Origin of the sequence: Oerskovia paurometabola (assembly GCF_016907365.1) — a bacterium.
Classification (GTDB): Bacteria; Actinomycetota; Actinomycetes; order Actinomycetales; family Cellulomonadaceae; genus Oerskovia; species Oerskovia paurometabola.
The window spans coordinates 597883-619509 of record NZ_JAFBBV010000001.1 but is presented as its reverse complement, the minus strand read 5'-3'; the positions used below and the strand labels follow the sequence as shown (position 1 = coordinate 619509).

At 72.5% G+C, this 21627-nt stretch carries 20 protein-coding genes and 1 riboswitch; of the genes, 4 read left to right on the top strand and 16 right to left on the bottom strand.

The window, feature by feature from the left end:
• The first annotated feature begins 94 nt into the window (after positions 1 to 94).
• Together JOD48_RS20045 and JOD48_RS02755 are read left to right on the top strand one after the other, a co-directional pair.
• Positions 95 to 1522, top strand: coding sequence for a sensor histidine kinase (locus tag JOD48_RS20045; protein ID WP_204807230.1), 1428 nt, complete (start codon positions 95 to 97; stop codon positions 1520 to 1522).
• Positions 1519 to 2181 (top strand): response regulator, encoded by a 663-nt coding sequence (locus tag JOD48_RS02755; protein WP_204807228.1) that lies wholly within the window; start codon positions 1519 to 1521, stop codon positions 2179 to 2181. The genes JOD48_RS20045 and JOD48_RS02755 overlap by 4 nt, the downstream gene beginning before the upstream one ends.
• Before the next feature lie 102 nt (positions 2182 to 2283).
• Here the strand turns inward: JOD48_RS02755 and thiC are convergent, their stop codons facing one another.
• The 10 genes from thiC to clpB all read right to left on the bottom strand — a co-directional run bounded on the left by thiC (position 2284) and on the right by clpB (position 14835).
• Positions 2284 to 3960, bottom strand: a complete 1677-nt coding sequence (gene thiC, locus JOD48_RS02750; protein ID WP_204807226.1) for a phosphomethylpyrimidine synthase ThiC — start codon at positions 3958 to 3960, stop codon at positions 2284 to 2286.
• Positions 3953 to 4062: riboswitch (TPP riboswitch) on the bottom strand. It overlaps the preceding gene by 8 nt.
• 125 nt (positions 4063 to 4187) lie before the next feature.
• Positions 4188 to 5480: a hypothetical protein gene (locus tag JOD48_RS02745; protein WP_204807224.1), complete on the bottom strand. Its 1293-nt coding sequence runs from the start codon at positions 5478 to 5480 to the stop codon at positions 4188 to 4190.
• Positions 5477 to 6112, bottom strand: coding sequence for an ABC transporter ATP-binding protein (locus tag JOD48_RS02740; RefSeq protein ID WP_191789796.1), 636 nt, complete (start codon positions 6110 to 6112; stop codon positions 5477 to 5479). The genes JOD48_RS02745 and JOD48_RS02740 overlap by 4 nt, the downstream gene beginning before the upstream one ends.
• Entirely contained in the window at positions 6103 to 7182 is a 1080-nt protein-coding gene (locus JOD48_RS02735) for a peptidoglycan-binding domain-containing protein (protein WP_204807222.1), read from the bottom strand. The genes JOD48_RS02740 and JOD48_RS02735 overlap by 10 nt, the downstream gene beginning before the upstream one ends.
• A gap of 94 nt (positions 7183 to 7276) precedes the next feature.
• The gene (locus JOD48_RS02730) at positions 7277 to 7864 is read right to left on the bottom strand and encodes a hypothetical protein (protein ID WP_191789798.1); all 588 of its coding nucleotides are present in this window, start codon (positions 7862 to 7864) and stop codon (positions 7277 to 7279) included.
• A 513-nt stretch (positions 7865 to 8377) separates the two neighbouring features.
• On the bottom strand, positions 8378 to 8806 hold the full coding sequence (locus JOD48_RS02725) for a hypothetical protein (protein WP_191789799.1): 429 nt from the start codon (positions 8804 to 8806) through the stop codon (positions 8378 to 8380).
• A 237-nt stretch (positions 8807 to 9043) separates the two neighbouring features.
• On the bottom strand, positions 9044 to 9352 hold the full coding sequence (locus tag JOD48_RS02720) for a hypothetical protein (protein ID WP_204807220.1): 309 nt from the start codon (positions 9350 to 9352) through the stop codon (positions 9044 to 9046).
• A 347-nt stretch (positions 9353 to 9699) separates the two neighbouring features.
• Positions 9700 to 10683 (bottom strand): diacylglycerol/lipid kinase family protein, encoded by a 984-nt coding sequence (locus tag JOD48_RS02715; protein WP_307823934.1) that lies wholly within the window; start codon positions 10681 to 10683, stop codon positions 9700 to 9702.
• A gap of 65 nt (positions 10684 to 10748) precedes the next feature.
• Positions 10749 to 11897, bottom strand: coding sequence for a CAP domain-containing protein (locus tag JOD48_RS02710; protein WP_204807216.1), 1149 nt, complete (start codon positions 11895 to 11897; stop codon positions 10749 to 10751).
• Positions 11898 to 12219: 322 nt separating this feature from the next.
• Entirely contained in the window at positions 12220 to 14835 is a 2616-nt protein-coding gene (gene clpB / locus JOD48_RS02705) for an ATP-dependent chaperone ClpB (protein WP_204807214.1), read from the bottom strand.
• Positions 14836 to 15085: 250 nt separating this feature from the next.
• Here clpB and JOD48_RS02700 point away from each other — a divergent pair, with 250 nt between their 5' ends.
• Positions 15086 to 15637, top strand: a complete 552-nt coding sequence (locus tag JOD48_RS02700) for a hypothetical protein (protein WP_204807212.1) — start codon at positions 15086 to 15088, stop codon at positions 15635 to 15637.
• A gap of 125 nt (positions 15638 to 15762) precedes the next feature.
• Positions 15763 to 16719, top strand: coding sequence for an alpha/beta hydrolase (locus JOD48_RS02695; protein ID WP_204807210.1), 957 nt, complete (start codon positions 15763 to 15765; stop codon positions 16717 to 16719).
• 33 nt (positions 16720 to 16752) lie between these two features.
• Here the strand turns inward: JOD48_RS02695 and JOD48_RS02690 are convergent, their stop codons facing one another.
• From JOD48_RS02690 to JOD48_RS02665, 6 genes are all read right to left on the bottom strand, one after another.
• Positions 16753 to 17778 (bottom strand): cation diffusion facilitator family transporter, encoded by a 1026-nt coding sequence (locus JOD48_RS02690; RefSeq protein WP_191789804.1) that lies wholly within the window; start codon positions 17776 to 17778, stop codon positions 16753 to 16755.
• Between the two features lie 66 nt (positions 17779 to 17844).
• Positions 17845 to 18294: a monovalent cation/H(+) antiporter subunit G gene (gene mnhG, locus JOD48_RS02685; RefSeq protein WP_204807208.1), complete on the bottom strand. Its 450-nt coding sequence runs from the start codon at positions 18292 to 18294 to the stop codon at positions 17845 to 17847.
• Complete coding sequence (locus JOD48_RS02680) at positions 18291 to 18746, bottom strand: MrpF/PhaF family protein (protein ID WP_191789806.1); 456 nt, start codon at positions 18744 to 18746, stop codon at positions 18291 to 18293. The genes mnhG and JOD48_RS02680 overlap by 4 nt, the downstream gene beginning before the upstream one ends.
• Positions 18743 to 19444, bottom strand: coding sequence for a Na+/H+ antiporter subunit E (locus tag JOD48_RS02675; protein WP_191789807.1), 702 nt, complete (start codon positions 19442 to 19444; stop codon positions 18743 to 18745). The genes JOD48_RS02680 and JOD48_RS02675 overlap by 4 nt, the downstream gene beginning before the upstream one ends.
• The gene (locus JOD48_RS02670) at positions 19441 to 21012 is read right to left on the bottom strand and encodes a Na+/H+ antiporter subunit D (protein ID WP_138826491.1); all 1572 of its coding nucleotides are present in this window, start codon (positions 21010 to 21012) and stop codon (positions 19441 to 19443) included. Before JOD48_RS02670 ends, JOD48_RS02675 begins: the two co-directional genes overlap by 4 nt.
• Positions 21009 to 21557 (bottom strand): Na(+)/H(+) antiporter subunit C, encoded by a 549-nt coding sequence (locus JOD48_RS02665; RefSeq protein WP_204810279.1) that lies wholly within the window; start codon positions 21555 to 21557, stop codon positions 21009 to 21011. The genes JOD48_RS02670 and JOD48_RS02665 overlap by 4 nt, the downstream gene beginning before the upstream one ends.
• Positions 21558 to 21627: the final 70 nt, after the last annotated feature.

Genomic DNA, 21627 nt, shown 5'->3' with positions numbered 1-21627 from the left:
GAAGGGGCGGCCCGTCGGGCGCCACGGCCACGTACCGTGGTGCCCGACGGCGCCGCCGACACCGCCCGCCCGCCCGGACCTGAGAGGAACCTTCGTGCTCGACGCCCTGCACCGCCGGCTCGCCGCGGTCGGCATCCGCACCGCGACGGGTCGCGACGCCCTGCTCGGCGCGGTCGTCGCGGTCCTCACGGTCGGCTTCCTGCTGGCCGTCGAGCGGGTCGCGCTGACGGACCTCGGCATCATGGTCGACGGCGCGCCCGACTCCCTGCAGTTCTCGACCGGGGGACGGGTCGCAGCGATCGTGATCGTCGTCGCGCAGGCCATGGCGCTCACGCTGCGCCGTCGGGCACCGCTGCTCGCGCTCGCCCTGACCGTGGTGGGCCAGGTCGCGCTCGTGCCGGTGCTCCCCGCGTTCGTCTCGTTCCAGGCGCCCGCGACGCTCGTCGCGGCCTACTCGGTCGGCGCGTACGCACCGCGCCGCACGGCCCTGTGGGCGGCCGGGGCAGCAGCGGGCGTGCAGGTCCTGCTGGGCTTCGTGCTCGGCGGCCCCGTGCCGATCACGTCGACGGGTCCCACGCCCGTCGCGGTCCAGGTCTGGGGAGGTCTCGCCTCGGCACTCCTGACGTACGTGGCCTCGGCGCTCGTGGGCGCGTACGTCGGCACGCGCCGCGAGCTGTTCGCCCAGCTCCAGGGGCGCGTGGCCCAGGCCGAGCGCGAGCGCGACATGCTCGCGGCGCAGGCCGTCCTGGAGGAGCGCGGCCGCATGGCCCGCGAGCTGCACGACGTCGCCGCGCACCACCTGTCGGGGATCGTCGTGCAGGCGGCCGCGGCCGAGCGCCTGGTCGACCGCGACCCCGAGCGCGCCAAGGAGTCGATGCGCTGGATCCGCACCCAGGGACGCGAGACGCTCGACAACCTGCGCCTGGTCGTCGGCATCCTGCGCAGCTCGTCGCAGACCGGCCCCGGCGAGCCGGGCGAGGAGGCACCGGCCGCACCGCAGCCCACGCTCGACGACGCGGACGAGCTGCTCGACCTCGCGCGCAGCGCCGGCGCCGAGGTGCGCGACGTGCGGCTCGGCGAGCCGTTCGACCTGTCCCCCGCCGTCCAGCTCACGGTCTACCGCGTGCTCCAGGAGGCGCTGACCAACGCGCGCCGGCACGCGCCCGGGCGCGCGATCGAGGTTGTCACCGACCACCAGCAGGCCGCGCTCGTCGTCACGGTGACCAACCGGTTGCCCGTCGCGGCGATCGGCTCGGGTGGCCGGGCCGGGCCGCCTGGGCCGGGCAGCCCAGCGCCCGGCTCCCCTGCTGCCCCGGCCCCACCCGGCCACGGCCTCATCGGCATGACCGAGCGCGCGCACCTCGTCGGCGGGACGCTCGACGCCGGCCCCGTGCCCGGCGACGGCTGGCGGGTCCGGCTCACGGTCCCCCGGCCGGTCGACCCGGTGTCCCCCACGATCCCCCAGCGCTCGGCGACGTCCGCGGACGGGCCGGGCTCCGCCGTCGGGCAGGAGGCCCCATGACCCGAGTGGTGCTGGTCGACGACCAGGCCGTCGTCCGCGCAGGCTTCACCGTGATCCTCGAGAGCGAGGGCTTCGAGGTCGTGGGCGAAGCGTCGAACGGGGCCGACGCCGTGCGCGTCGCACGCCGCGAGCGCCCCGACGTCGTGTGCATGGACGTCCGCATGCCCGGCGGGGACGGCATCACGGCGACGCGCGCGCTCGCGGGTCCCGGCGTCGTCGACCCGGTCCCGGTGCTCGTGGTGAGCACGTTCGACCTGGACGACTACGTGTTCGGCGCCCTGGAGGCCGGGGCGAGCGGGTTCCTGCTCAAGGACGCCGAGCCCGACGTCCTGGTCGACGCGGTGCGGCGCGTGGCGTCGGGCGAGGGCCTCGTCGACCAGACGCTCACGCGGCGCGTGATCGACGAGTTCGCCCGACGGCGGTCCCCCGCGTCCCCGGACGACGTCGCCTCAGGTCTGCTCACCTCGCGCGAGCACGACATCCTGGCGCTGCTGTGCCGGGGGCAGTCGAACGCCGAGATCGCCTCGACACTGTTCCTCGAGGCGAGCACCGTGAAGTCGCACCTGAGCCGGATCATGACCAAGACGGGCCTGCGCGATCGCGTCCAGCTCGTGGTGTGGGCGTACGAGCACGGGATCGCGGCGCCCGGCACCCCCTGAACACGCCGGGCCCCCGCTGAGTGCGGAGTAGTTGTCGTCGATCGGCTCGTTCGACGACAAGTACTCCGCACTCAGCGGTCGGGCAGGTGGCCGGGCGGCGGCTCAGCTGCCCGCGACCGGCAGGTAGACCCGGCCGCCCGCGTCCGTGAACTCGCTCGACTTCTCCGCCATGCCGGCCTCGATCGCCTCGACCGAGGTCAGGCCGTTCTTCTCGGCGTACTCGCGCACGTCCGCGGAGATCCGCATCGAGCAGAACTTGGGCCCGCACATCGAGCAGAAGTGCGCGGTCTTGGCGGGCTCGGCCGGCAGGGTCTCGTCGTGGAAGGCGCGCGCGGTGTCGGGGTCGAGCGACAGCGCGAACTGGTCGTGCCAGCGGAACTCGAACCGGGCACGCGACAGCGCGTCGTCCCGCAGCTGCGCGCGCGGGTGCCCCTTGGCGAGGTCGGCCGAGTGCGCCGCGATCCGGTACGTGATGACGCCCGTCTTGACGTCGTCGCGGTCGGGCAGCCCCAGATGCTCCTTGGGCGTGACGTAGCAGAGCATCGCGGTCCCGGCCTGGGCGATGATCGCGGCCCCGATCGCGGACGTGATGTGGTCGTAGGCGGGCGCGATGTCGGTCGCGAGGGGGCCGAGCGTGTAGAACGGCGCCTCCTCGCACAGCTCCTCCTCGAGGCGCACGTTCTCGACGATCTTGTGCATGGGGACATGGCCAGGGCCCTCGATCATGACCTGCACGCCGTAGGACTTCGCGACCTTGGTCAGCTCGCCCAGCGTGCGCAGCTCGGCGAACTGGGCCGCGTCGTTGGCGTCCGCGATCGACCCCGGTCGCAGGCCGTCGCCCAGGGAGAACGTCACGTCGTAGTCGCGCAGGATCTCGCACAGCTCCGCGAAGTGCGTGTACAGGAACGACTCCTGGTGGTGCGCGAGGCACCAGGCGGCCATGATCGAGCCGCCCCGGGACACGATGCCCGTGACGCGGCGCGCGGTCAGCGGGACGTAGCGCAGCAGGACGCCCGCGTGCACGGTCATGTAGTCGACGCCCTGCTCGGCCTGCTCGATCACGGTGTCGCGGTAGATCTCCCACGTGAGCCTCGCGGGGTCGCCCTTGACCTTCTCGAGCGCCTGGTAGAGCGGCACGGTCCCCACGGGGATCGGGGAGTTGCGCAGCACCCACTCGCGGGTCTCGTGGATGTCCTTGCCCGTCGAGAGGTCCATGAGGGTGTCGGCGCCCCAGCGCGCGGCCCACACCATCTTCTCGACCTCCTCCTCGATCGAGGAGGTCACGGCCGAGTTGCCGATGTTCGCGTTGATCTTCACGCCGAACGCCTTGCCGATGATCATGGGCTCGATCTCGGGGTGCCGGCGGTTGGCCGGGATCACGGCCCGGCCGCGGGCCACCTCGTCCCGCACGAGCTCGACGTCCACGCCCTCGCGCGCCGCGACGAACCGCATCTCGTCGGTGATGACCCCGGCCCGCGCCCAAGCGAGCTGCGTGCGGGCGCCGCCCGTGCCGTGCTCGGTGGCGACGGCGTCGGGCCGCAGCCACGACGCCCGCAACGCGGGCAGCCCGCCCGCGAGGTCGAACGCGGCCGGGTCGTCGACCTCGGTGTACGGGCCCGAGGTGTCGTACAGGTCCAGGTGCTCGCCGTTGCTCAGGTGCACGCGGCGCTCGGGGACGCGCAGGTGCTCCGCGCCGGGGACGGGGTGGTGCACCTTGGCAGACCCGGCGATGGGTCCGGTCGTGATGGTGTGCGCGGGCACAGCGGTCTCAGAGCTCATTGCTCTCTCTCCCTACGTCGGCATGATCCGAACAGGTTCGAACGGTCGGCGGCGCTGAGCCGCCCTCTCAGCTCGCTGCTGCGAGCTCCCGTGGGTGTGTGGAGTTGTGGGTGGTACTGGTGGTGCGGTGGTGCTGGGTGGTGGTGCGGTCGTCACCGTAGCGCAGGTTGCACGACGGCGGCGCGGGCGTCCCGCGATCAGCCCGGCTCACCCAGCGTCGAGGTCCGTCACCTCTCCTTGAAGTACTTGAACAGGTGCTTCTCCCGGGTCGCGAGCGCCCCGACGACCGCTCCGACGAGCACCGCGCCCGCTCCCGCGAGGACGGTCCGCATGCCGATGACCCAGGTGCTGAGGTGGTCGGCGGGAAGGCCGGCATCGGCGGCGAGCCACCACAGCACCGGAACGGTCACGATCACGGCGGCACCGGTCCACGCCGCGGTCTCCAGGAGCACCTGCCAGGTCAGCGCCGAGCGCGGGACCCGGGCGTGCAGGGCTGCGGCGAGCTCGAGGCGGCGCAGACGAATCGCGGCGAAGCCCAGGGCCAACCCCAGGAAGGCGGCGGCGATCGGCGCGGGCTTCGTCAGACGATCCCTGAACTCGGCGCTCGCGTCGTACGTCGCGCCGAGCCGGCCGTTGAGCTGCTTCTGGGTGGGCTGAACCTCGGAGGCTGAGTCGGCGACGATGGTCGTGCGCAGGAGCGTCGCCGTCTCGGGCTCGACGGGCCAGATCTCGACCCAGCACGAGTCGAACAGTCCCGCCGCGGGCACCGGCGCGACTGCTGCGTAACCGAGCGCGCGGTCGCGCCCGTCGTCGGGGTACGGGTAGACGGCGCCGACCCGCGCGGGACCGGTGCTCGTCGCGATCGAGTCACCGGCGGACGCGCCGAGCGCCTCGGCCAGGTCCGCGGACAGCCACAGTCCCGCCCCGGCGACCCGGCCGCGGTCGAGCGCGCCGAGCAGCCCGGGGGTCGCCTCGAAGCCGGTCAGCTCGCTCGACGGCAGGTTGAGCGCCCGCACGGGATCCCCCGTCCGCAGGGCTCCGGCGGCGTTCACGCCGTCGACCCCTGCGAGGGCCTCGCAGCGTGCCCCGTCGACCTGCCCGGTGGCCTCGAGGATCTGCACGCTCGCGCCCGCGTCCCGGTACTCACGGGCGCCCTCGATCACGCCCGCGACCGCACGCACGTCGACCGCGGCGAGCGCCCCCACGACCACGACGAGCACCGCCGCGAACAAGGTCGCGCGCGTCGTGCCGGACCCGACGTTCCGCCACGCCTCGGACACCACGGACGCGGCCCGCATGGCACGCGCCCGCACTGGTCGCGCGGGCTTCTCCCCCGGCCCGACGCCGCCACTCGCCTCCGCGCGGAGGTGCGCTCCGCCGTCGGGCACGGTGGGGGGTGCTGAACCCGTGACCTGACCGAGGGGCTGTGCGCCACCGGGACGGTGCGAGGCGCCCGGGGACGTGGCCAGGCCGGGTCCCGCCGCGCCGTCGGGCACGGGGCCCTGCTCGGTGGCGGTCACGCCGCGACCTCCGCGGACTGGAAGTCGGCGAGGTCGATCACGCGCGTGCAGGCGTCGCGCGTGTGCGGGTCGTGCGTGGCGACCACGACGATCGAGTCGTCCTGGGCGATGCCGGCCAGGACCTCGTTGACTGTCGCGGCCGTGCGCAGGTCGAGCTGCGCGGTGGGCTCGTCGACCAGGAGCAGATCCGGGGCCAGGGCCACGGCACGCGAGAGCATGAGCCGCTGGGCCTCTCCGCCCGACAGCGCCCGGAAGGGTCGGTCGGCGACCGACGTCAGGTTGAAGCGCGCCAGGATCTCGGCAGCCCGGTCCTCGGCGTCGGGGCGGCGCAGTCCGCGCGCCAGCAGCGGCAGCACCACGTGGTCGAGGGCGGCGCGACGCGCGACACCGTGCGGGTTCTGGAAGACCCACCCCGTCGTGGCGACCCCGACGCGCTCGACCTGCCCCTGCGTGGGGCGCTCCCAGCCCGCGACGATGCTCAGGAGCGTCGACTTGCCGCTGCCCGAGGGCCCGACGAGCGCGACCACCTCGCCCGCCACGATCTCCAGGTCCAGTCCGGCGAAGAGCAGCCCGGTGCCGGGGAACGCGTGCCCCAACCCCGCCCCGACCAGCCGCTTGCCCCCTACCGGCACGTCTGGCCCTCCTCCTGCGAGGTGAGCTCGACCTCGGTGGGAGCGGCCGCCGCGTCGAGGCCGTCGAACGTCACGAGGGTCTGCCCCAGGCTCGACGCGACGACCGTCACGGGGTACGCCGTGCCGTCCGCGCTCACGCAACCGGTCGCACCGCTCAGCGCGAACAGCGACCCCGGTGGCACGACCGACACGTCGAGAGGCGCGGCCAGCACGTACTCGAGCGTCAACGGCTCGGACCCCTCGGTGCGCTGCCACCCGGCGAACTCCATGCTGCCGCGCACGGCCTCGAGGAACGTCGGGTCCGTGACCACACCGCCCTCCCCGACCGGTGCGCTCAGCTCGCCCAGGCGCAGCACGCGGTCCCCGGGCGTGACGTTGGAGAGAGTGTCCGACAGGCCGAGCGAGACCAGCGTCCCGGCGGTCGTCGCGAACGCCTCCTCGGACGTCGCGGCTCCCACGGGCACCTCGCACGCCTTGACCGTGACCGACGACGCAGGCAGCCACAGCACTGACGCCACCGGCAGGTCCCCGGTCGGCTTGGCCACGCCCGCAGCCTTGAACAGCTTGGTCACGGCGGCCTTGGTCGTGTCGCCGTAGGTGCCGTCCGCGCTCACCTTGTGCCCGAGGCGAGTGAGCTCGACCTGCAGGGCCTTCACGTCGTCGCCCTTGGCCGTGGGAGCCAGGTCCCGCCACAACGGGATCGACGTCGCGAGCGCCACGACCGGACGGTCGTCGACCGTGGCCGGGCTCGATCCCGACTCGATCACGGCCCCCGGGGCGCACACCGAGCGCGTGACCTTGCCCTGGTCCGCGACGGACAGCGTGCCCTCCTCCGCGACGACCGGGGTGACCTTGACCTTGCGGGCGTCGTCGAACACCTGACGCGAGACCGGAACGGTTGCGGGTGGCGTCGCACTCCGCACGCTCTGCGGTTCCGCCTGCGGCGCCAACGCCATGCCCGCCGTGACACCCCCCGCGAGCAGCACCACCGCCGTGAGCGCGAGCGCGCCCACGCGGGCCGCTCCTGAGCTTGCGGCCCTGGGCCGGGCGGGGCGTCGATCTCTGGTCACTGCTGCTCCTCGGGTGGTGCGCATGCGTGGTTGCTGCCGGGGTGTGCGATGTCGTGATGTCGACGTCGTGATGTCGACGTCGTGATGTCGGGGACTACTGCTCCGGGTCCCGCTCGCAGGCCGTCATCTCAAGAGGTGGCGCTTGCCCGGCCAGCGCTCCCGGAGTCTCTGTCGTCGAACCGTCGTCGGCGACGTTCATGCCGGTCCCGTAGCTCGACATCTCCTCGATGTAGTCCGCCTTGTCATAGCCCTCGTCGCGATGACCGCCGCGGACCAGGCAGTCGGCGACGGCCTGCATCAGATCCGTGTTCTCCGGGTTGTCGGCCACCGCCCAGTAGAGCGCCTCAAGCACGGCGAGATCGACCTTCTCCTCGCACTCGGCCATGATCGCTTCCCTGCGCGCGCGATCCGCGTCGAGCTGGTCCTGCGGGGTGTCCCAGGTCGAGCCGACGCCCTCGACCTTGACCCCGCCTTCCTGGGTGCGACTGGCCGCGAGCCCCTGGTCCCGCATGCACTGGACCGACTCGTCCTTGACCTGGTCGTACTCGGCGGCGGTGATGACGTCGTCCTCGAGAATCGCTCGGGAAACCTCTGCGGTGACTTCATCGCGGGCCTTGGCGAACTCGGCCGCGTAAGGATTGCGCACCTCGGACTCACCCGAGCACCCGGTCACCAAGGCCACCGCCAGAGCGGTCCCCAGCGACGCCCCCGCCCCCCGTCGTCGAACAGTCCTCAGCATGTGCTCTCCCCCCAGGTGTGCGACCCCTGCGACGCGGAAGCTGCCCGCTGCTTTGAGCACGCACGATAGCGGCCGACGGTTCCATCGCGCTCCGCCCCTCGAGGCGCCGCCGGAGGCCTCACTGCTCTGGACTCGCCTCCTCATTGTTGTGTCCCTTTGCCCACCGCAGACCAGGCAGTCCGCGATTACCTGCGGCACGTCCTCGTTCTGCGGGCTCCCGCGAGCCTGCCAGTATTCGCGTCAGGTACGTCGAGGTCTTCCGGACGGGCAGTGTGAGAACCCGCATCCTGGGGGACCTCGTCCCCTCCCCGACCCGACTCAGCCAACCAGCCCAACACCCTCATCTGCGTTGAGTCTCTGACCGTCTGGTTTCTGAAGCTCTCCAAGGCGCCCGCTGCAGGTTCACGCCCGCCTGCGCCTCCGGCCCGCTGCCCCGTGGGCGTCGCCGCCCACGGATCACTCTCGGTTTTCCATCGCCTGCAGGGGATCGGTGAGGCATAGCGACGACTCTGGCGAACCCGTGCCCGGCAGGTTCTGGTCCTTGAGGTCTTGTGCGTACTGTTCACCGGTGTACGTCTCGTCAACGACTTTGAACTCGCGGAGACACTGCGCGATGAGCTCGTTGAAGTCCACCCTGTTCGGGTTTGTCGTGATCACCGTGTAGAGCGGCACGACCTCCCGGAGACCCACACTGATCTCACATTCGTCCTGGACGGACTTGAGCTCCTCGGTGTATTCCCCTTCGGTCTGATATGACTCCACACCGAACTCGTCAACCCAGGTCTCGACCGCAAGCCCACGGTCACCCATGCAGGCGATGAACGCGTCCTGGACCTCCCGGTACTCGTGCTCCTCGAGCGTTCCGTCCTGGGCGATGTGGCGCACCAGATCGATAGACGTGGATTCCGCGAGCGCACGAACATCAGGCTCCCACGGAGAAGCCTCAGGGCCCTCGGACGTGCCGTCAGTAGAGCACGCCCCCAGCATCAGGACCGTCGCTATCGCTGCCCCTGTCCAACACATTCGCTGCACTCAGATCACCACTCCATCCACACCTGGAGCGGCCGACGCACCCCTGGGCGCGTCGGCCGCCTCTACGCCAACTCAGCTACTACTGGTGAATCAGGCAAATGCAACGAGCCGGTTGGTCACCCAGGACGAGTTCACAGTGCCGGTCTTGGAGTTCTGGCCCGGACCCGCCCACAGTGCCGGCCACGTCGTGACCTTGGTGCCGGTGGCGGGGTTCTGGTAGGTCATTCCAGCCTTCGCACCCCCGCAGGTGTAGTTCGTCACCAGCGCGTACCCGGGCGTGTTCTCACCCGGGTGAAGGTACGCGGAGCACGACGCCGCTTGCGCCGGAGCCCCAGCCACGACGGCGCCTCCGAACGTCACCACAGTGGCTGTCAGGACGGCCATGATCTTTCGCTTCATTGCGTTCCCCCTCTGCAGGCCTCCCCCCCTTGAGAAGCCCCTGCGGAGCCAGGCTGGCAGGACCCGGCACCATCCCACAAGGGATTCGTCAGGACTTCTCACTATCTGAACTGGACGTACGACCTGGTAACCACGTAGACGCGCCCAGGTCGTCGGGCTCGGCACCACACCGTGCCGGGCTCGGCGGGGTGAACGCCCATGACTCGTCGTACACCGTCGTTCCACCCGCCTCAGCACGTCCCGGGGAGCGCGTCTCCCCGTGCCCGCCGTGCCGTCCGGCCTCCACTCAGCCCACACCTGTCCTGCCGTCGTCGCGCCCTGACGCGCCCTACCGCTCGGGGAGGGGATCAGCCCTCGGCCGGCGCCCCCTCCGCGATGTCGTCCGACGTGTCGGGCTGGTACACGCACACCCACAGCGCCCCGGCGCGGACGGTGACCTCGAGCTTCTTCGCGGGCTCGATCACGTCGCCGTCGAGCTGGCGCGGCTGGGGCCGGTCGGAGATCACGGAGATCCGCGATCCGCGCAGCACCTCCATGTTGGGGACGCGCCCCTTGCCGCGCAGCACGCCGACGAGGAGCTGTACCCAGTGGCCGAGGTTGCGGGGCGCGATGATCGCGACGTCCATCTGGCCGTTGTCGGGCTCGGCGTCGGGCAGCAGGTTGACGCCCGCCTGGAGCTTGCCGACGTTCCCGACGACCACGGTCCGCGCCCGACGGCGCAGCACCGGCCTGTCGTCGACGCGCACCTCGACCTTCATCTCGTCGTCGGCGAGGTGCTTGAACGCGGAGACGACGTACGCGAGCACCCCGGCCTTGGCCTTGAGCGCGGTCGGGGCGTCCTCCATCATCGCGGCGTCGAGGCCCATGCCGGCCATGACGGCGAAGGCCTGCCCGTCGACCTCGCCGATGTCCACGGCCCGACGGCCGCGGTCGAGCGCGAGGCGGATGCCGTCCTCGGGACGGGGCGGGATGCCGAGGTTGCCTGCGAGGAGGTTCCCGGTGCCTCCGGGGAGGACCGCGAGGGCGGCGTCGGTCCCGACGAGCCCTTCGATGCAGGCACGCACGGTACCGTCGCCGCCGCTCACGAACACGACCTCGGCACCGTCCTCCACGGCCTGGCGGGCCTGGCCCGTGCCGGGGTCCTCCGCGGTCGTCTCGAGCCAGGCGGGGGTGGGCCAGCCGGCGTCGGCGAGCTGGGTCTCGATGGTGCTGCGGAGCTCGTCGAGGCCTTCGACGCGATTCGGGTTGACGATCACGGCCGAGCGGAGCGGCGCGTGGTCGAGGCGTTGCTGGGCGGCGGTCTCGGGCGCTTGTTCCTGGGACGGGTTCACACCTGAGTATGTCGTGCGCCGCGCCCGCTCGCCCGACAAGGGGACGACTCGGGCACTCCGGGCGCTCAGTACCCGAAGACCTGCACCCAGGTGTTGCCCGCGCGCCCCAGCCCCATGGTCGTGAAGTCGCAGTTGAGGATGTTCGCACGGTGCCCCTCGGACGCCATCCATGCGTCGACCACGGCCTGGGCGGTCTTCTGCCCGGCGGCGATGTTCTCGCCGCCCGGTCGTGCGTAGCCCTGGGCCGTGACGCGGTCGCCGAACGTCCGACCGTCGAGGCTCGTGTGGCTGAAGTACCCCTGCGCGACCATGTCCTGCGCGTGCAGGGTCGCGGCGCGCCCGAGCCGGTCGTCGGCGCGCAGCGCGGGGCAGCCCGCGGCGGCGCGGTGCGTGTTGACGAGCGCGAGGGCGGCGGCCGTGTCGCCCGCGGTGTCTCCCCCGCCCGACGACGTCGCTCCCCCCGCGCTCCCGGTGGCACCTGGCGTCGTGGTCGGGTCGGCGAGCAGCGCGGCCCGGGTCGCGGGGCCGGCGACCCCGTCGGGCTCGAGGCCGTTCGCGTCCTGGAACGTGCGCAGCGCGCGGTCGGTCCCGGGCCCGAACACGCCGTCGGCGGGCACCGTGGCCCCGTGTGCCTGGAGACGCTCCTGGACCTGCTGGACCTCGGGCCCGGTCGCGCCCTGCTGGGGCGGTGCCGCGGGGGCCTCCGGGGCGGGCGGGGGTGCCGGGACCGGGGCCTCGTCGGCGGAAGGCTCCGGCGCCGGGGCCGCGGCGGTGGGCTGCTCGGCGGCGGCGCCGGGCTGCTGCGCGGCGTTCCCGGCGGTCCCGGCGGTTCCGCTGCTGCCCGCCTGGGCGAGCAGCGGCTCGCGCCCGTCCGCGCTGCGGCTGGCGCGGTCGTCCCCCCGGCCGAGCGCGGCGTCCCAGCGGGCACCGATCGGTTCGAGGCCAGGTCCCTCGCCGCCGAGCTCCTGCGTCGCCGGGACCACGAGCAGCCCGCCCACGAGGCCGAGGGTCACGACCGCCACCTGCGGCAGACCACGAGGTCCGCGCGCCCTGCCGGTGGAGCCGGTGGTACCGGTCGAGCGGGCGTGCCGGACGGCCTCGGCGCGCCGCCGGCGACGCTGCGCCCGCGACGGCGAGGCGGCGGCCTGCTCGGCGAGGCGGCGCGCGGCGCGGGTCTGAGGAAGGCGGTCGGGCAACGGGGACTCCGGCGGCACGAGCGACCTTCCGTCGGTGGAATGTGGGCTGATTGCCCAGTATGCCCCGACACCGCGGGTGAAAACCAGGCGCCCGGTAGGACCGGGCGTCTGTGCGCCCCGCCCGAGATCGGGCCCGTTGTCGCCTTATGTCGAGCGAAGCGACAACCGGCCCGATCTCGCGGGGCGCGCTGCCCCGGAGCCGATGGCACGAACACCTCACCCGTCGCCGGGACGCACGAAGGCCCGGCCCCTTCCGGGACCGGGCCCTCCACCGCGAGGTGAGCGGCGCCGTCGGGCAGGAGGAGCTCCAGCCCGACGGCGCGCCACCCCGCGGACGGCGTCAGCGCTGGACGGTCAGCTCCAGCCCCTCGCCCTCGGTGACCGACCGGTCGACGACGATCGTGTCGCCGTCCGCGACCTCGCCCGCCAGGAGCTTGCGCGCCAGGCGGTCGCCGATCTCGCGCTGCACCAGGCGGCGCAGCGGGCGCGCACCGTACGCCGGGTCGAAGCCCTCGAGCGCGAGCCACTCGCGCGCGGCCGGGGTGACCTCGAGCGTGAGGCGACGGTCCGCGAGGCGCTCGCCGAGCCGGTCGACCGCGATGTCCACGATCCGCCCCAGCTCGTCGAGGTTCAGCGGGTCGAAGATCACGACGTCGTCGAGCCGGTTGATGAACTCCGGCTTGAAGTTCGACCGGACCGCCGACATGACGGCCTCGCGCTTGGCCGCGTCGTCGAGCATGGGGTCCACGAGGAACTGCGAGCCCAGGTTCGACGTCAGCACCAGGATGACGTTGCGGAAGTCGACCGTGCGGCCCTGGCCGTCGGTCAACCGGCCGTCGTCGAGCACCTGCAGCAGGATGTCGAACACCTCGGGGTGCGCCTTCTCGACCTCGTCGAGCAGCACGACCGAGTACGGCCTGCGCCGCACGGCCTCGGTGAGCTGGCCGCCCTCCTCGTAGCCGACGTACCCCGGAGGGGCACCGACCAGGCGTGCGACGCTGTGCTTCTCGCTGTACTCCGACATGTCGATGCGCACCATGGCGCGCTCGTCGTCGAACAGGAAGTCCGCGAGCGCCTTCGCGAGCTCGGTCTTGCCGACGCCCGTGGGGCCGAGGAACAGGAACGAGCCCGTGGGGCGGTCGGGGTCGGCGACGCCCGCACGAGAACGCCGTACGGCGTCCGAGACCGCCGCGACCGCTGCCTTCTGGCCGATCAGTCGCTTGCCGATCACGTCCTCCATGTGGAGGAGCTTCTCGGACTCGCCCTGGAGCATGCGGCCCGCGGGGATGCCGGTCCACGCGGAGACGACCTCGGCGATCTCGTCCGCGCCGACCTTGTCGGCGATCATGGGCGCCTGCGGCGCGGTGGCGGACTCGTCGCTGTCGATCGACGCCTCCTCCTGCTCGGCGGCCTGGAGCTGCTCCTGGAGCTGCGGGATCTCGCCGTACTGGATGCGGCCCGCGGTCTCGAGGTCACCCTCGCGGATGGCCCGCTCGACCTGGACGCGCAGCTCGTCGAGCTTGGCGCGCAGGTCGCCGACGCGGTTGTGGCCCGCCTTCTCGGCGTCCCAGCGCGCGGTCAGCGCGGACAGCTCCTCGCGACGGTCCGCGAGGTCGGCGCGCAGCTTCTCGAGGCGCTCGCGCGAGGCGGGGTCGTCGGACTCCGAGAGCACGACCTCCTCCATCTCCAGGCGCGTGACGGCACGCTGGAGCTCGTCGATCTCGATGGGCGAGGAGTCGAGCTCCATGCGCAGGCGCGACGCGGCCTCGTCGACCAGGTCGATCGCCTTGTCGGGGAGCTGGCGGCCCGTGATGTAGCGGTCGGACAGCGCGGCGGCGGCCACGAGCGCCGAGTCGGCGATCGTCACCTTGTGGTGCGCCTCGTAGCGCTCCTTGAGTCCGCGCAGGATCGCGACCGTGTCCTCGACCGAGGGCTCGCCCACGAAGACCTGCTGGAAACGGCGCTCGAGGGCGGGGTCCTTCTCGATGTGCTCGCGGTACTCGTCGAGGGTCGTCGCACCGACCAGGCGCAGCTCGCCGCGGGCGAGCATGGGCTTGAGCATGTTGCCCGCGTCCATGGCGCCCTCGCCGCCCGCACCCGCACCGACGACCGTGTGGAGCTCGTCGATGAACGTCACGACCTCGCCGTCTGAGGACTTGATCTCCTCCAGGACGGCCTTGAGGCGCTCCTCGAACTCGCCGCGGTACTTGGCGCCCGCGACCATGGCCGCGAGGTCGAGCGAGATGAGCTTCTTGCCCTTGAGCGAGTCGGGGACGTCGCCCGCGACGATGCGCTGGGCCAACCCCTCGACGACGGCCGTCTTGCCGACGCCGGGCTCACCGATCAGGACGGGGTTGTTCTTGGTGCGGCGCGAGAGGACCTGCACGACGCGGCGGATCTCCGAGTCGCGCCCGATCACGGGGTCGAGCTTGCCCTCGGCCGCGGCCGCGGTGAGGTCCTGGCCGTACTGCTCGAGCGCCTTGTAGGTCCCCTCGGGGTTGGGGCTCGTCACGCGGCCCGAGCCACGGACCGCGGGCAGCGCGGAGCGCAGCGCGTCGGCGCTCGCCCCGGCGTCGCCGAGGATCTGCGCGGCGGGCGAGGAGCCCGCGGCGATCCCGATGAGCAGGTGCTCGGTCGAGACGTACTCGTCCCCCATGCCCTGGGCCTCCTTCGAGGCCAGGTCGAGCGCGGCGGACGTGCTGCGCGACGCGGTGGGCTGGGCGACGGCCGAGCCGCTCGCGGTGGGCAGCGCGACGAGGGCCGCGCGCACCTTCTGGCCGATCGCCTGGGCGTTCGCGCCCACGGCGTCGAGCAGCCCGACGGCGACTCCCCCCTCCTGCGTGAGGAGCGCGGCGAGGAGGTGGGCGGGTTCGAGCTGGGGGTTGCCGGCGGCCGAGGCGGTCTGGATGGCCTCGCCGATGGCCTGCTGGGACATGGTGGTGAACTTGGTGTCCATGGGGTCTCCGGATACTTCAGGGTCTGGGTCTACCTGGAACAACAGGGCCTGACTTGAGCCTATTCCACTCAACTCTGTCCGTCATGTCAGCCATGCGGCGTCAGGTCCGGGTACCAACGGGTGGCACCCCCTTCTCACCGACGTCGATCCACGGGATGCTGTGGGGCGTGAAGACACGACGGCTCGAACCTCCTGCCACCATCGCACCGGACCATACCGACCGCACCACGGCGCCGGACGGTGGCCCGCGATGAGCATCCTGCTCCTCCTCGTCCTCGCCGTCGTCCTGGTCGGTCTCGTCGTGATCGGCGTCGTCGCGTGGCTCCTGCTGCGCCCCAAGAAGGTGCCCGCGCCGCAGCCCTACGGGTACGGCGCACCGGTCGACGGCTACCCGGGGCAGGCGCCGGCCGGGTACCCCGGCCAGCCCGCGCCGAACGGGTACCCGGGCCACGCCGTCCCGCCCGCCCAGCCCCACGTGGTCCCGAGCGGGCAGCCGCCGTACCAGGCGTACCAGGCGTACCCCGCGCAGCCACCGGCACCGCCCCAGGGCGCCGCGCACCCGTACGGCCCGCCGAGCGCTCCGCCCGCCCCGCCCGCTCCGGCCGCCTCGTCCGGCGCCCCCGTCGCGCCCGCCCAGACGTGGACCGCGCAGGTCACCGACCCCGGGACCGAGCAGGTGGACGACTCGGAGATGGACGAGTCGACCCGCCTTCGGGAGGACGTGCGCCCCGCCCCGCCCGCAGCACCCCCGGCTCCCCCGGTCCCGCCGTCGCCCCCGACAGGCCTCGCCCCGCCCGCCTGAGCCACGGCACGTCCGGTCAGGGCGAGCGACACCCAGGGATCACGCTCGCTCTGACAGGCCCGCCCCCGCAGTGGACAATGGCGGCACCGCGGCACCGCCCGAGTCCGCGCGCGAAGGGCAGCACCATGACGCACGGCTGGCAGCAGGACGTCCTCGGACCCGACTGGGTCGCCCGCACGCTCGACCTCCCCGGTGGCGACACGGCCACGCTCGTCCGCAAGGCGACGAGCCCGGAGGGCGCACGACGCCGCCGGGCCGTGCTGTACGTCCACGGGTTCGTCGACTACTTCTTCCAGACCCACCTGGGCGACGCCTTCGAGGAGCACGGCTACGCGTTCTACGCGGTCGACCTGCGCGGGTACGGCCGGTCGCTCGCGCACTGGACCGAGGCCGGCAAGGACCCCAACATGGTCGACGACCTGAGCCTCTACGCCCAGGACCTCGACGCGGCAGCCGCCGTGATCCGGGCCGAGGGGCACGACGAGCTCGTGGTCGTCGGACACTCGACGGGCGGCCTCGTCACGAGCCTGTGGGCCAACGCCCGCCCCGGCAAGGTGGCTGCGCTCGTCCTCAACAGCCCGTGGTTCGACCTCAACTCGTCCTGGTTCGACCGTGTGATCTCCACCCGGGTGATCGACGTCGTCGGGCGCTTCGCCCCGCGGCTCGTGGTGGGCTCGCTCGACGACGCCTACGGGCAGGCCCTGCACACCGGGACCGGCGGCGAGTGGACCTACGAGCTCGGCTGGAAGCCGCACGAGGGCTTCCCCGCGCGGGCAGGCTGGGCGCGCGCGATCCGGCGCGGGCACGCGCAGATCGCTCGCGGTCTGCACGTCCAGTGCCCCGTGCTCGTCCTGACCTCGACACGGTCCGGGCCGAACAAGGGCTGGCACCCCGAGGTCGTCACGACCGACAGCGTGCTCGACGTCCAGCACATCAAGGACCGAGCGCCCGGGCTGGGCGACGACGTGACGCTCGTCGCGATCGAGGGCGGCGCGCACGACCTCGTGCTGTCCCCCGAGCCGGCCCGGACGGCGTTCCTCGACGAGGTCTTCGCGTGGCTCGACGAGCGGCTGCCGGGCTGACCGGCCCGGCGCCGTAGAGCGACGCGCATCGCCCTACGGGACCGCTGGGGCCGACGACACCGACGGCACCAGGGACGGCTCGCTCGCCGGGGACACCGAGATCACGGCCCCCGCGATCACGGGCGCCGCGGTCGCCCGGCGCTCGAGCGCGTCGATGCGCTCGGCGACCACGTGCTCGTCGTCGTCCCCCACGAGGTCGACGCTCGCGACCAGGTACAGCGACCGCGGCCCGACGAACTCGAGGCGCAGGTACGTGACCCGGTCGACCTCGGGGTCGGCGAGCAGCTCGCGGAGCACCGCGTCACGTGTCCCGACCCCCGCGGGCTCGCCCACGAGGAAGCGCCGGTTGCGATCGATGAGGATCCACGAGATGACACCGAGGATCAGGCCGACGACGATCGAGCCGATCGCGTCGGGCACGGGCGACCCCGTGACCTGGTGCAGGAAGATGCCGACGAAGGCCACCACGAGGCCCATGAGCGCTGCGGCGTCCTCGGCGAACACGGCCCGCAGCGTCGGGTCGGACGTGACCAGGACGTGCTGGAGCAGGTCGCGCTCGGCCTTCTTCGCCTCCTTGCGGGCCTGCCGGTTCGCCTGGAGGAACGAGACCCCCTCGAGGACGAACGCGACGCCGAGCACCGCGTACGCGATCCCGAAGTCGTCCGCGGGCTCGGGGTGGACGAGCTCCTGGATGCCGTGCGTGATCGAGACACCCGCCCCCACCGCGAACAGCCCGAGCGCCGCGAACATCGACCACACGTACGCCTCGCGCCCGAACCCCAGCGGGTGGTCGTGGTCAGCGGGCTTGCGCGACCGCTTGTTCGCGAGCAGCAGGAACACCTCGTTGCCCGTGTCGGCCCACGAGTGCACGGCCTCGGCGACCATGGAGGCCGAGCCGGTGAGCACCGCGGCGGCCGACTTCGCGACCGCGATGAGGAGGTTCGCGCCGAACGCGACGATCACCGTGAGCGCGCTCTCGGCGTGCTCCTCGGTCTTCACGACGCGCGGGCTGTCGGCCACAGGCCGCGTGGGGGGCTGCGCACGGGGCGACGAGGTCATGTAGCGGGTCTATCACCGGACCCGTCGCCACGCGCGGGGACGCATCGCCCTCGGCGGGCGCGGCCGTCACCCTCGGCGGGTTCCGGCGTCACCCTCGGCGGGCCCCTTGCCGTCCGCCTTCTCGCGGTCCGCGACGTCCTTCTCGCGGTCCGCGACGTCCTTCTCGCGGTCCGCCGCCTCCTGGTCCGCCGTGAGGTCGTCGAGCACGAGCAGGTCGGGGCGGACCTTCCCGGTCCGGTAGCCCGCACGGCCCACCATGTGCGCGGCGACGGGCGACGTCATGAGCTGGAAGATCACGACGAGCACGAGCATGCCCACGGCCGACCAGCTCCGCAGCCGCAGCCCGAGCGCGATCAGCACGAGGATCAGTCCCAGCACCTGCGGCTTGGTCGCGGCGTGCATGCGCGCGAGCAGGTCCGGGAACCGCACGACGCCCACACCGGCGGCGAACGCGAGGAACGCCCCGCACAGCAGGAAGATCGCGGCGACGACGTCGGCCACCAGGGTCCAGCTCATGAGCGTGCCTCCTCGGGTCCGGTCGAGCCGCCGACCTCGGGGGCCGCGGCCTCCTCGACCTCGTGCAGCGCGTCGGGCTCGTGCTCCGCGCCGTGCTCGGGGTCAGCGGCCTTGTCCTGCTCGCCCTCTTCGGCCGCGAGGCGTTCGGCCTCCTCGGCGGCGATCTCCTCGCGGGTCTTGATGCGCCCTTCGCCCTCGGGCTCGACGGACGCGAACCGCGCGATGGTCACGGACCCGACGAAGCCCACGAGCGAGAGGACGACGAGGATCGGGATGGTCTCGGTGCGCCGGGACCAGGCGGCCTCGAGCGCGATGGTGCCGACGAGCGTCGTCGTGAAGACGTCGAGCGCGATGGTGCGGTCGAGCATCGACGGGCCCTTCTCGGCCCGGACGACGGCGAGCGTCGCGGCCGAGGCGAGGAGCACGGCGCAGACGAGGACGACGACGATCATCGCTGCCCCTCCCCTCGGTCGGTACGACGTTCGGTCCGGCGAGCGGCGCCGTCGGCCCCGGGTGCCCCGGGTGCCCCGGTGGTCCCGCCCGACGCCGTCGCGCCCGCGGGCTCGGGAGTCTCGCCCGGGTGGTGGTACAGCCCGGCGGCCTTGAGCTCGTCGTTGGACGCGAACGCGCGCAGCACGCGGGCCTCGAGGTCGAGCGTGTCCTGACGGACCTTGTCCGCGCCGCCTGCGGCGTCGAGGTCGAGCACGTGCAGGTACAGCATCCCCGTGAGGCGGTGCGCCTCGATGACGAGCGAGCCGGGCACGAGCGAGCTGAGCTCGGACGTGATGGTCATGTAGATGTCCGAGGGGTTGCGCAGGCGCACGCCGACCACGGCCCCGTGCGGGGTGTGGCGTAGCTTGAACGCCTGCATGCTCACCTGGAAGGACGCGACCACGAGGTCGGCGACGAACCGGGCGACGAGCACGAGCAGGGGCCAGGGGCGCACGGTGCCGCTCGTCGCGATGGACGGCAGCGGCATGAACGTGATGAGCAGGCTCGCGAGGAGGATCCCCGCGAGGACGTTGCCCCACGACAGCTCGCCCCACAGCATGACCCACACGACGGTCAGCCAGACGACGGTGCGCCACTGCGCGGTGAGGCGCCCGAACCAGCCGCCCGCGAGCGGGCCTCTACGACGGTGCAGGCTCATGACCCCTCACCTCCCTGCTCCTCCTCGACGAGGTCGCTCGAGACCCCTTGCCCGCGACCGGAGTCGTCGGGGAAGACCGCGTCGACGTAGGTCGAGGGCTGCATGAGGTTCCCGGCGGCCCTCTCGGCGTACGAGTACAGCGGCCCGGCGGCGAACGTGAGGGCCAGGCCGAAGGCGACGAGCGCCGTCGTCGGCCCGACCATGCCTCGCGGCGTGCCGGTCGACGGCAGCTCGACCGGGGCCGTCTGCCAGAACGCCTTGTTCCACGCCTTCACGATCGCGTAGAGCGTCAGCAGCGACGTCACGACGCTGCCCACGACGAGCGCCCACGTGAGCGGCGTGCCCTGGGCGACGCCCTCCTGGAGCAGCCCGACCTTGCCGAGGAAGCCCGACAGCGGCGGGATGCCCGCGAGGTTCATCGCGGGGATGAAGAACAGGATCGCGAGCCCCGGGGCGATCTTCGCGAGACCGCCCAGCTTGTCCAGGGACGTGGAGCCGCCTCGCCGCTCGATGAGCCCGACCACGAGGAACAGCGTGGTCTGGACGGTGATGTGGTGCACGACGTAGAAGATCGACGCCGCCATCCCGGCCTCCGACGCCATCGAGATGCCGAAGATCATGTACCCGATGTGGCTGACGAGCGTGAACGACAGCAGACGTTTGATGTCGTTCTGCGCCACGGCACCCAGGATGCCGATGACCATGGTCAGCAGCGCGAGCCACATGAGGACCGTGTCGAGCCGGTTGTCCGGGAACAGCAGCGTCTGGGTGCGGATGATCGCGTAGACGCCGACCTTGGTCAGCAACCCCGCGAACACGGCCGTGACGGGCGCGGGCGCCGTCGGGTACGAGTCCGGGAGCCAGGCCGAGAGCGGGAAGATCGCCGCCTTGATCCCGAACGCGAGCAGCAGCAGGAGCTGGAGCGTCATGCGGACCCCGGGGTCCACGTCGGGCAGGCGCTCGGCGAGCTGGGCCAGGTTGACCGTGCCCGTCGCGGCGTAGGTGAGCGCGATCGCGACGAGGAAGATCACGGACGACAGGAGTGCGACGACCACGTAGATCGACCCTGCGCGGATGCGTTCGCCCGTCCCGCCCAGGGTCAGCAGGACGTACGACGCCGCGAGCAGGATCTCGAAGCCCACGTAGAGGTTGAACAGGTCGCCCGAGAGGAACGCGTTCGCGACCCCCGCGGCAAGGACCAGGTAGGTCGGGTGGTAGATCGAGACGGGTGCTTTGTCGTGCCCGTCCGCGACGCCCTGCCCCAGCGAGTAGAGCAGGACGCACAGCAGCACGAAGCTCGACACCGTGAGCATGAGCGCCGAGAGCCGGTCGGCGACCAGGTCGATGCCGACAGGGGCGGCCCACTCCCCGACGTCGACCACGATGGGGCCGTTGTCCGCCCCGACGAGCAGACCGATGGAGGCCGCCAGCACCAGGGACAGCGCGGCGACGGAGATGATGTGCTGGGCGCGCGGGTGGCGCCAGAGCGCGAGCGCGAGGCCCGCCGCGAACAGCGGCAGGACCACGGGCAGCGGGACGAGGGTCGCGAAGCCGTAGGTGAGGTTCATCGGCCCTCACCTCCTCCGGTGCCGGGCCTGCCCGACGCCGGGGCGTCCTTCTCGCTCGGACGCTCGCCGCGGGAGTCGGTCTCCCCGTCCCCGTCGCCGTCGGTCTCGTCGAACACCTGCGAGGCCTCGTCGTCCAGGGTCTCTCCGCTCTCCTCGGTGTCGGAGTCCTCGAAGGCCGGGGCGTTGCGCGCAGCGTGGCGCGCGACCCGGCGGTCCTCGAGGTCGTCCTGCACCTCGTCGTGACCGTGCAGCTGCCACGACCGGTAGGCCATGGCGAGCACGAAGGCCGTGAGGCCCAGGGTGATGACGATGGCCGTCAGCACCATCGCCTGGACGAGCGGGTCGCTCATCTGGTCAGGGGGCGTCGTCCCGATGAGGGGTGCGCCCCCGGCACGCCCACCGGCGACGAGGAACATGAGGTTCGCGCCGTTGCCGATGAGGATGAACCCGATCAGCACGCGGGTCAGGCTGCGCTCGAGGAGCAGGTAGATACCGGTCGCGAACAGCACGCCGATCGCGAGCACGAGGATCAGGCTCGGGGTCATGTCGATGCTGTCGGTGGTCCGCGCCACGTCGGCGGGGTCGACGTCCGCGGCGGGCAGCAGGAGCGGCGCG

Excerpts from the sequence above, each read along its gene's own strand:
- thiC (WP_204807226.1), bottom strand. The coding sequence starts at position 3,960 with ATGAGCTCTGAGACCGCTGTGCCCGCGCACACCATCACGACCGGACCC.
- clpB (WP_204807214.1), bottom strand. The coding sequence starts at position 14,835 with ATGGACACCAAGTTCACCACCATGTCCCAGCAGGCCATCGGCGAGGCC.
- JOD48_RS02755 (WP_204807228.1), top strand. The coding sequence starts at position 1,519 with ATGACCCGAGTGGTGCTGGTCGACGACCAGGCCGTCGTCCGCGCAGGC.
- JOD48_RS02690 (WP_191789804.1), bottom strand. The coding sequence starts at position 17,778 with ATGACCTCGTCGCCCCGTGCGCAGCCCCCCACGCGGCCTGTGGCCGAC.
- JOD48_RS02670 (WP_138826491.1), bottom strand. The coding sequence starts at position 21,012 with ATGAACCTCACCTACGGCTTCGCGACCCTCGTCCCGCTGCCCGTGGTC.
- JOD48_RS02665 (WP_204810279.1), bottom strand. The coding sequence starts at position 21,557 with ATGACCCCGAGCCTGATCCTCGTGCTCGCGATCGGCGTGCTGTTCGCG.
- mnhG (WP_204807208.1), bottom strand. The coding sequence starts at position 18,294 with ATGAGCTGGACCCTGGTGGCCGACGTCGTCGCCGCGATCTTCCTGCTG.
- JOD48_RS02680 (WP_191789806.1), bottom strand. The coding sequence starts at position 18,746 with ATGATCGTCGTCGTCCTCGTCTGCGCCGTGCTCCTCGCCTCGGCCGCG.
- JOD48_RS02700 (WP_204807212.1), top strand. The coding sequence starts at position 15,086 with ATGAGCATCCTGCTCCTCCTCGTCCTCGCCGTCGTCCTGGTCGGTCTC.
- JOD48_RS02675 (WP_191789807.1), bottom strand. The coding sequence starts at position 19,444 with ATGAGCCTGCACCGTCGTAGAGGCCCGCTCGCGGGCGGCTGGTTCGGG.
- JOD48_RS02695 (WP_204807210.1), top strand. The coding sequence starts at position 15,763 with ATGACGCACGGCTGGCAGCAGGACGTCCTCGGACCCGACTGGGTCGCC.
- JOD48_RS02720 (WP_204807220.1), bottom strand. The coding sequence starts at position 9,352 with ATGAAGCGAAAGATCATGGCCGTCCTGACAGCCACTGTGGTGACGTTC.